We start from the raw sequence: 6,394 nt of genomic DNA, 5'->3' as shown, positions 1-6,394 counted from the left end.
CGGAAATCCTGTTACCCGAAGCTACACAAAGAAAAATCCAAAGTGATTGCATTTATCTGTGTAGTTCCGTGAATTCTGTGGGGAATATTTCTGCATTTAATCTGCGGGAAATAAAATTACTCTTCCGTTTTATGAATCTCGAACTCCACGCGTCTGTTCAACCCGCGATCCTCCTCCGTCTTTTCTTCTACAATAGGTTTGGAGCTTCCATACCCGTGTGCCTCAATACGCTTCGTATCAATTTTATACTGATATACTAAATATGCCTTGATAGCATCCGCACGTGCCTGCGAAAGTTTAAGATTTGAAATTTCGTTTCCCTGTAAATCCGTATGTCCGGATATACTCAATGAAAGCTTCGGATGATCGATCATGAAGTTCGCGAGCTTATTTAAATCCTCGTGCATCGAAGTAAGTATATCTGCTTTGCCATTCTCAAACTCGAGCGACTTAAATGCGATTTTGCTTTCGATCGGTTCCGTTTCCAGGTTCATCTCGCGGTCGCCATCCATATAGAATATCTCCTCAATACGGAAGAAGTCATCGCCCTGAATGATGAGCAGGTAATTTCGTTTATTGATCAAACGGAAATCAAACGAACCATCTTCACGCAAAAATTTAGGCGCTACTTCAACACCTTTGTCCAGATCTATGACCGATACTATACCATGGAACGGTTTCTTTGTTTCGGAGTTTATCAGTTTACCTTTCAGGTTAGCAATCGCTTCCGGTTGTGCCTCCATCGGCACCGGGAAAGAGTATAGATCGAGATTCTTCCTATCGTCTTCTGCGGAGTGCGCGTAGTATAAACGATTGGATTCAGAATCGATCGTGAAGTAATATTCACTGCCCGCTCCATTTACCAGTGGTCCTATATTTTTAGGTTCGCCCCACACTTTGCCATAGCGATACGATTTATAGATATCGAAGTCACCAAAGTTGAGGGGTTGTCCGTTAGAACTGAAATATAGTACATTGAATTTGTGATGATAGAACGGGCTTACTTCAAACGCACGTGTGTTAATGATGGGGCCTACATTCTGTGCCTTCTGCCACACCCCTTTTGCATCTTTTACCGAGAAGTATATATCAGTAAGGCCAAAGCCGCCAATGCGATCGGAAGAGAAATATAGTGTGTCGCCCGAGTGGGAGAGAGAAGGTTGGGAATCCCATGAAGGAGTATTGATGTTAGGACCGAGGTTACGCGGAGTTCCCCATGTACTGTCAGGTCGAAGGTCTGATACAAATATATCGCAGTTGCCATAGCACTCAGGTGAGTTGCATCGTGCAAAGAATAAGTGCTTGCCATCTTTACTCAAACTGGCAGAGCCTTCGTTATAGCGCGTGTTGATCGTTTTGAAATCTTCAGCAAATCCCCACACTGTATCCTGTGGTTGTTTTATAGTATAAAAGAGATCTTCATTATAAGTTTTGTTAAGCGGATCAACTTTCGAGTTTCGCTTGGATGTAAACAGTAAAACATTATCAACGTTGCCAATGGTAGGCCCGTAATCTTCCTTCTCCGAGTTTACACCATAACCCATGTTGAGTAACACGCCTTGCGGGGGGCGAAGTGTATCGATCTCCTTTCGGAAGGCTACCAGTTCATAATATTGCTTGAGCGGAACGTATAAATCTTTTTCCTTTTTAGTAAGTGTATCGTACTCACGCTGCACTTGTTTTTCGTCAATGTTTTGCTTGTAGTGTTTCAGTACAAGTTTGTATAGCAGCACAGCTTCACCGGGAGGTCCCATCTTTTCCGAGAGCTTGGCAAAATCCCAGAGTAGTTGAATGTCGTGCGAAAAATTCTCGATGCCGAAATTTTTTACATACGCTTTCAGCTCGGTGTATTGCTGTTCATAATCACCTGTTGCAGCAAGTGCTTTTATTCTTCCCAGTTTAGCAGCATCTTTATAGTACGATACCTTGTTCACGTTGGGAAATTCAAAAATGTCAGATTGGCTGTAGCTTGTCAGGCTATCATGAAGCTGCACGATCCCGCCCTTTTTGAATTTCTGTTTGGGCTTTTGAGCCAGGAGCGGAACGTAAACCAACAGCCAAAAAGCTGTTATCAAGATTAAAAAGTAGGTTTTCACTGAACCTTTGTTTGGTAAAAAATTTACGCAACTCGTTAAAGTTGACACAATTTTACTTCTTTTACAACTCTCTTGGCATTACTATTGTCCTTTAGGCGAGCCTGATCAACAACCAACGCTGATACGAAGTGCGTGTCAGTTTGGCATTTTACTAAAAGACATGTTCAAAGCATTACCCATACAACTCGTTCAGGAAGATTCAGATGATCTTATTCAACTGATTAACCCTGAACAGGACTCTGATCTCAAGCCCGAAGATTTACCCGAAGAGCTTTCTATTCTGCCCATCAAAAATACGGTACTTTTTCCGGGTGTTGTTATTCCTATCACTGTAGGAAGACAAAAATCAATCAAGCTTGTAAAGAAAGCTTACCAGGGCAATCGCATCATTGGTGTTATAGCCCAGAAAAATTCACAGGCAGAAGAACCGACTATCGATGATCTATACCGCACGGGTACAGTCGCCAAGATCATCAAGATGCTGGTACTTCCGGATGGAAATACAACCATCATTATACAAGGTAAAAATCGTTTCGCTATACGCGAGTTTATACAGGAGGAGCCATTTCTTACTGCGCGTATAGAACTGCAACCGGAGCCTACACTCAATGTGAATGGTAAAGAAGCGAAGGCACTTGTGCAGTCGTTGAAAGATGCTGCTTCCAAAATACTGAAGCTGAATCCTGAGTTACCACAGGAAGCACAAGTAGCATTGGATAATATTTCCAGTATGTCGTTCCTGGTACATTTTCTTTCTTCCAACCTCAATGCAGAAGTTGGCGATAAGCAAAAGATACTCGAAACGAAAAGCATTACCGATCGCGGTACGTTACTGCTGCAGCACATGCTGAAGGATATACAGATGCTGGAGATCAAACACGAGATCCAGAAGAAAGTACATACCGATATAGATCAGCAGCAGCGCGATTACTTTTTGCGCCAGCAGATAAAAGTGTTGCAGGATGAATTGGGATATGACGGTCCTGATAAAGAAGTTGAAAAATTCCGTAAGCGTGCCGAGACTAAAAAATGGTCGAAGCAGGCAGCAGAACATTTCAACAAAGAGCTGGATAAACTGCTGCGTATAAATCCGATGGCTGCCGAATACCCGGTAGCAATGAACTATGTAGAGTTCATGCTGGATTTACCGTGGGAAGATTATACTATAGATGATTTTGATCTGAAGCGTGCACGGAAAATTCTCGATCAGGATCACTTCGGATTAGAGAAAGTAAAGACGCGTATACTGGAATATCTCGCAGTGTTAAAACTGAAACAGGATATGAAAGGCCCTATACTTTGTCTCTATGGTCCTCCCGGTGTTGGTAAAACATCACTCGGTCGTTCAATAGCCAAAGCGTTGCAGCGTAAATACGTACGCATGTCGTTGGGCGGTGTGCATGATGAAGCCGAGATACGCGGCCATCGTAAAACGTATGTTGGTGCTATGCCGGGCAAGGTATTGCAGAACATTAAAAAGTCGCAGTCATCCAACCCGGTATTTATACTGGATGAGATCGATAAAGTAAAATCAGACTTTCGTGGCGATCCTTCTTCCGCGTTACTCGAAGTACTTGATCCTGAGCAGAACAATGCCTTTGGTGATAATTACCTCGAAGTAGAATACGATCTTTCTAAAGTACTGTTTATAGCTACAGCCAACTCGCTGGATACTATACATCCGGCCTTGCGCGATCGTATGGAGATCATCGAGGTAACAGGATATACTTTAGAAGAAAAAGTTGAAATCGCGATCAAGCACCTGATACCGAAACAACTGAAAGAACACGGCCTGAAAACTTCCGATGTAAAATTCTCGAAAGATGCCGTGATCAAAACGATCAACAGCTATACCCGCGAATCGGGTGTGAGAAATTTAGAGCGCAAGATTGGAACACTTGTGCGCAACATTGCTAAATCTATAGCGATGGAAGAAGAGTTCGATAAAGTAATCTCGGAAGAATCGGTTCGTAAAGTACTGGGTGCAGAAATATTTGACGAAGAACTATACCAGGGCAATGATATAGCAGGTGTTGTTACCGGACTTGCCTGGACACAGGTAGGAGGAGAGATACTCTTTGTTGAGTCGAGCCTCAGTCGTGGTAAAGGAGCACTGGTGATCTCCGGACAATTAGGCGATGTGATGAAAGAATCTGCGATGGCGGCATTGTCATATCTCAAGTCAAATGCAGAAGCATTGGAGATCGATCATCGGTTGTTCCAGCAATACGATCTGCACATTCACGTGCCGGCTGGTGCTGTTCCCAAAGATGGTCCGTCAGCAGGTATCACGATGTTTACTTCCCTGGCATCGATCTTTACCCAACGCAAAGTGAAAGCAAAGCTGGCCATGACAGGCGAGATCACACTGCGTGGTAAAGTATTGCCGGTAGGAGGTATAAAAGAAAAAATTCTCGCGGCCAAACGCAGTGGTATAAAAGAACTGGTACTCAGCTCGCGCAACAGACGCGACATCGAAGAGATCGAGAAACACTATATCAAAGGACTCGTCTTCCACTATGTAGATTCAGTGGATGAAGTATTGAAAGTGGCGCTGATGAAGGAGAAGGTGAAAGAGCCGATGAAGTTTATATTCTCGGATCAGAAACCGGTAAATGCCTGAGGCGATTTCATAACAGTTGAAGTAACAACTGGTTTATAAATAACTCGCATGTTTTACGATATTGCAGGGTAAACACAGAACTCGTTGAAGCGTTTATTACCGGCAATATGGATACTTCTGGCAACCCCGTGCTTTGCACAGGTGGGTGGCCAGAAGTCTTTTGATTTTCTGAATGTCGCGAACAACGCGCGGCTCGCTGCACTGGGTGGTGTAAACACTTCATTAACCGATCGTGATCTGAATTTCTTTTTCAGTAATCCATCACTGGTGTCAGATTCACTGGCAGGTTTTGCTTCGGCAACCTATCAATTCTATGTAGCCGACGTAGGGCAATCTACTTTTTCTTACGCGCATAAGTTTAACAGCATTGGTACACTCGCGTTTGGTATACAACATATAGGCTATGGCACTATTCAAGGGTACGATGCCAGTGGTAATGATATAGGCACATACAAATCCGGGGAAACAGCACTGGTTATTGGCAAGAGTCACCAGATAGCACATTTCAGATTCGGAGCCAATGTAAAAATGGTTTTCTCGAATATAGCGGGCTATCGTGCGAGTGCAGCCATGCTCGATCTGGGGGGGGTATTTATACATCCTGAGAAAGATCTTCGCATAGGGCTTACGGTAAAGAATCTGGGAATAGTTTTTTCGGAGTATTCCGAGACCAGCAGCACCGAACTTCCTTTCGATGTACAACTGGGGGCTTCATTCAAACCGGAACACATGCCGCTTCGATTTTCAGTTACTGCCTATAACCTGGCACGAAAAGATGTTACATACTATAATGCCTCTTCCGGACAGGATAAACCCGGAACGTTGGATAAGGTATTAAGGCGTTTTAACTTTGGCGTGGAAGTGCTGCTCCACCGGAATGTGAATATACTGGCCGGCTATAATTACCGGGTACACCAGGAATTGAAACTCGATGCAGCCGGAGGAGGCGCGGGGCTGTCGCTGGGATTTTCAGCACGCATCCGCTCATTTGAATTTGTTTTTAGCAGAAGTGGTTATGTAGCCGGCAAGGCTGGCTATGGACTTACACTGTCATCGAATATAAACAGTATGTTGAGGAGAAGATAATTATGATGGACGCAAAATATTTGACACCGAAACAAATCGTTGAGGAGCTCGATAAATATATTATTGGTCAGCAGGAAGCAAAACGCAATGTAGCAATAGCCTTGCGTAACCGCTGGCGCAGAATGAATACGAAGTCGGATATACAGGGAGAGATTGTGCCGAACAACATCCTGATGATCGGAGCAACAGGTGTAGGAAAAACAGAGATCGCCCGGAGATTGGCGAAACTTGCCGATGCACCTTTTGTAAAAGTTGAAGCATCTAAATTTACCGAGGTAGGATATGTAGGGCGCGATGTAGAAAGTATGGTACGCGACCTGGTAGAGCAATCGGTTAACATGGTAAAGGCGCGCAAGAAAGAAGAAGTAAAAGAAAAAGCAGCGCAGGCGGTAGAAGATGTTATACTCGATGCGTTGATACCACCCCTTCGTCCGCAGCAATCAACTCCGCGTTCAGCCGGTTTCAATATGCCGCAGGATAATGTATCATCAACCGATATACCTTCCAGCGATGTAGAGTTGAATGAACGCACACGCAATCACTTTCGTGATAAGATACGCAATGGTGAACTGGAAGATCGCAAGATCGA

Annotated in this window: 4 protein-coding genes; 3 read left to right on the top strand and 1 reads right to left on the bottom strand. The window is 44.0% G+C overall.

Annotated elements, in window-relative coordinates; genetic code table 11:
• Nucleotides 1–116 precede the first annotated feature (116 nt).
• Nucleotides 117–1,934, bottom strand: coding sequence for an OmpA family protein (locus VIN08_RS27900; protein WP_331972922.1), 1,818 nt, complete (start codon nt 1,932–1,934; stop codon nt 117–119).
• Nucleotides 1,935–2,256: 322 nt separating this feature from the next.
• Between VIN08_RS27900 and lon the strand changes: the two genes are divergently transcribed.
• From lon to VIN08_RS27885, 3 genes are all read left to right on the top strand, one after another.
• A complete protein-coding gene (gene lon, locus VIN08_RS27895; protein WP_331972920.1) occupies nt 2,257–4,719 on the top strand; it encodes an endopeptidase La in 2,463 nt (820 codons plus the stop codon).
• Between the two features lie 84 nt (nt 4,720–4,803).
• Complete coding sequence (porQ, locus tag VIN08_RS27890; RefSeq protein ID WP_331972918.1) at nt 4,804–5,805, top strand: type IX secretion system protein PorQ; 1,002 nt, start codon at nt 4,804–4,806, stop codon at nt 5,803–5,805.
• 2 nt (nt 5,806–5,807) lie between these two features.
• Nucleotides 5,808–6,394: AAA family ATPase (locus tag VIN08_RS27885; protein ID WP_331972916.1), on the top strand; the 587-nt coding region annotated here is incomplete at its 3' end.

The sequence above is a fragment of the Ohtaekwangia sp. genome (assembly GCF_036568665.1).
Taxonomy (GTDB): domain Bacteria; phylum Bacteroidota; class Bacteroidia; order Cytophagales; family Cyclobacteriaceae; genus Ohtaekwangia.
This window is presented reverse-complemented; position numbering and strand designations above follow the sequence as displayed.

What these genes read in the sequence shown, in the direction of transcription:
- lon (WP_331972920.1), top strand. Translation starts at nt 2,257, where the DNA reads ATGTTCAAAGCATTACCCATACAACTCGTTCAGGAAGATTCAGATGAT.